Origin of the sequence: Cupriavidus sp. CuC1 (assembly GCF_044627735.1) — a bacterium.
In the GTDB taxonomy this organism is placed as follows: Bacteria; Pseudomonadota; Gammaproteobacteria; order Burkholderiales; family Burkholderiaceae; genus Cupriavidus; species Cupriavidus ulmosensis.
Map to the genome: position 1 here is coordinate 1 of NZ_JBIUHC010000319.1, position 3487 is coordinate 3487.

Genomic DNA, 3487 nt, shown 5'->3' on the forward strand with positions numbered 1-3487 from the left:
GCCGGGGGCCGCTTCTGCACGGCCGGGGCCGGGCGTGGCGGCGCCACGGGAGCCGGTGGCTCCGGCGGCGGCAGCAGGATGGCTTCGAGCGGCGGCAGCGCGGTCGGGTCCCGCGGCAGCCCGGGCATATGCAGCAGCCCCAGCACTGCCAGCAGGTGGGCGGCCAGCACAAGCACAAGCGCAACCGCCCAGCGCAGGCGGCGCGAGGTAGGCTTACGGGTGAGGGCCGTTCGGCCCGCTCGTCGGGCTGCCGCCAAGATAACCAAGCTCCGAAGAAATCTGCCAGGCGATATCGCGCACATGACGGTCGACCGCACCGCCCCATTCTGCATCGAATACGCTCTGCGCGCCCAGCACGATCAGCGCCATCGCCACGTGGCCGTTGGCGTCGAACACCGGCATCGAGAACGCATTGATGCCTGGCAGCACGCCGCCTTTGACACGCGCCGCGCCGTGGGCGCGAACGTCTTCGCAGACCACGTCATAGTCGGTCAGCGAGCGCGGCAGGTCCGGAATATCGTCATGGCCGCGCTCCGCCAGTTCCCGTTCGACCAGCGGCCGCGTTTGTTGTTTCGGCAGGTAGGCGCCGTACAGCCTGCCGGTGGCGGAGTTGAGCATGGGCATCACGTCGCCCAGACGCAGGCTGACCGTGACCGGGTGGCTGGATTCCTCCCAGTGCACGATGGTCGGGCCGTGGTTGCCCCAGACGGCAATGCCGATGGTCTGGTCCATTTCGTCGCGCAATTGCGACAGGATCGGGCGGGCCTTCTTGACCGGATCGAGCCGGTTCAGGCCGGCGAGGCCCAGTTGCAGCGCGAACGGCCCGAGGTCGTAGCGCCCGCCAACCGGATCCTGCACCACCATGCCGAGCCGCTGGAAGCTGACCAGGTAACGGTGCGCCTTGGCCGGGTTCATGTCGGCGGCGGCGGCGAGGTCACGCAGCATCATGGCGCGCGGCGATGCGGCCAGCGCCTGCAGCAGCTTGAAGCCAACCTCGATCGATTGGATGCCGGAACGCAGCTTGGAATCGTCTTCTTCAAGTTCGGTCATGCGGCAACGGGGGCAAGGGATTAGAAAAGAAATGCATAACTCACATTTCCGGCTGCGCGCACGCAAAGCAATCATGCTGGCCGGCCCATGAATTTACTATAGCGAAATCGATTTACCAATTTTTAAACCGTCGGTAGACTTTGAGCGCACAAATACAGGTCGGGGCGAATCGATATCTTCGGCACCGGCCAATACCGGCGCGGGCATGCCGCCATGCAATCCAGATGGCGCGGCGCGGCCGCTTTCTACAGGAGACGAAGATGACCCGCATTTCCCCCTTCGGCCAACGCCCCGCCCTGCAAGCATGGCGCGCCTGCGCCGCGCCGTTGCTAGCCGCGCTGACGCTGGGCGCCGCCGCGTTCCAGCCCGCCCGTGCCGCCGACAACTGGCCCACCCAGCCGATCCGCTGGGTAGTGCCCTACCCGGCCGGCGGCGGCACCGACGTGGTGGCGCGCACGCTGGGCCAGGCCATCACCCCGGCGCTGGGCCAGCAGGTGGTGATCGACAACCGCCCGGGCGCGGCCACCATTGTCGGCGCCGACGCGGTGGCGCACAGCAAGCCCGATGGCTACACCCTGCTGACCGCCGATACCGCCACCCTGGCGGCCAATCCGTCGCTGTACAAGAAGCTGCCCTACAACGCCGACAAGGACTTCGTGCATGTGGGGATGGTGGCGCGCTTTCCGCTGATCCTGGTAGCAACGCCGAACTTCCCGGCGCGCACGCTCAAGGAAGCCATCGACTACGTGCAGAAGAACCCCGGCAAGGTGAATTTCGCCTCGCCGGGCGCGGGCAGCCCGCATCACCTGGCCATGGAGCTGTTCATGGATCAGACCAAGACCAGGATGACGCACGTGCCCTACAAGGGCGCCGCGCCGGCGGTGCAGGACCTGCTTGCCGGCCAGGTCGAACTGATGTTCCTTGACCTCGCCTCCGGCCAGCAGAACGTGGCGGCCGGCAAGGTGCGCGCGCTGGGCGTGGCCACGCCCAAGCGCTTGACGGCCCTGCCCGCGGTGCCGACGGTGGCCGAAGCCGGCGTGCCCGGCTTCGAAGCCTATGCCTGGCAAGGCGTGGTGGCGCCGGCCGGCACCCCCAAGCCGGTGGTGACCCGCCTGAACGCCGAACTGGTCAAGGCGCTCAAGAGCGCCGAGGTGCAGAAGCGCTTCGAGGGCATCGGCGTGGAGCCGGTCTCCAGCACGCCCGAGGAATTCGCGCAGTACGCGCGCGCCGAAGCCGAGCGCTGGGGCAAACTGATCAAGGCCAAGGGCATCACGGTAGACTAGCGGGCTGCTTTTTATGCTTTTTCCGTGCTTTTTCCGCTTGATCTGCTTGATCTGCTCATTCCTTAACGTACTGCTTACATGAAACTCGCCACCCTCAAGGACGGCTCGCGCGACGGCCAGCTCGTGGTTGTCTCGCGCGACCTGAAGACCGCCCATTACGCCAACGATGTCGCCGGCAAGCTCCAGACCGTGCTGGACGACTGGAACTTCTACGCGCCGCAGTTGCAGGACGTCTCCGATGCCCTGAACGCGGGCCGCGCGCGCCATCCCTTCGCCTTCGACCCCAGGGCATGCATGGCGCCGCTGCCGCGCGCCTACCAGTGGGCCGATGGCTCCGCCTACGTGAACCACGTGGAGCTGGTGCGCCGTGCGCGTGGCGCCGAGATGCCGCCGGAGTTCTGGACCGACCCGCTGATGTACCAGGGCGGCTCCGACGACATGATCGGCCCGCACGACGATATCGTGTGCGCCAGCGAAGCCTTCGGCATCGACTTCGAGGCCGAGATCGCCGTCATCACCGGCGACGTGAAGATGGGCGCCAAGCCCGAGCAGGCTGCCGACGCCATCCGGCTGATCATGCTTGCCAACGATGTGTCGCTGCGCAACCTGATCCCCGCCGAGCTGGGCAAGGGCTTCGGCTTCTTCCAGAGCAAGCCTGCCACGGCGTTCTCGCCGGTGGCGGTCACGCCCGACGAGCTGGGCGAGGCCTGGCGCGAGCGCCGCGTGCACCTGCCGATGACCGTCCACTGGAACAGCAAGAAGGTGGGCGCGCCCGACTGCGGCACCGACATGGTGTTCGATTTCGGCCAGCTCATCGCCCATATCTGCAAGACGCGCAATGTGCGCGCCGGCAGCATCGTCGGCTCGGGCACGATCTCCAACGTCGACCGCAGCAAGGGCTACTGCTGCATCGCCGAGAAGCGCATGCTGGAGATCATCGACGGCGGCCAGCCGGTCACCGGCTTCATGAAGTACGGCGACGCGGTCAAGATCGAGATGTTCGATGCGCAAGGGCGCTCGGTGTTCGGCGCGATCGACCAGCTGGTGTCGGCAAAGAACTGAGACCGGGCCTAGGCGCAATACTGTTCACTTCACAACCACTTTGGGGGCGATTCGCTGATTCAGCGGCTCGGATCGCCGCCGGATTCGGAAAT

General features: G+C 66.6%; 3 protein-coding genes. 2 read left to right on the forward strand and 1 reads right to left on the reverse strand.

Going from position 1 to position 3487, the window contains the following annotated elements:
- Window positions 1-213: 213 nt before the first annotated feature.
- Window positions 214-1050 (reverse strand): IclR family transcriptional regulator, encoded by an 837-nt coding sequence (locus tag ACGLHR_RS51035; RefSeq protein WP_400103665.1) that lies wholly within the window; start codon window positions 1048-1050, stop codon window positions 214-216.
- 260 nt (window positions 1051-1310) lie between these two features.
- Here ACGLHR_RS51035 and ACGLHR_RS51040 point away from each other — a divergent pair, with 260 nt between their 5' ends.
- Both ACGLHR_RS51040 and ACGLHR_RS51045 read left to right on the forward strand, forming a co-directional pair.
- A complete protein-coding gene (locus ACGLHR_RS51040) occupies window positions 1311-2333 on the forward strand; it encodes a Bug family tripartite tricarboxylate transporter substrate binding protein (RefSeq protein WP_400103667.1) in 1023 nt (340 codons plus the stop codon).
- A 78-nt stretch (window positions 2334-2411) separates the two neighbouring features.
- Window positions 2412-3395 (forward strand): fumarylacetoacetate hydrolase family protein, encoded by a 984-nt coding sequence (locus ACGLHR_RS51045; protein WP_267605077.1) that lies wholly within the window; start codon window positions 2412-2414, stop codon window positions 3393-3395.
- Window positions 3396-3487 lie beyond the last annotated feature (92 nt).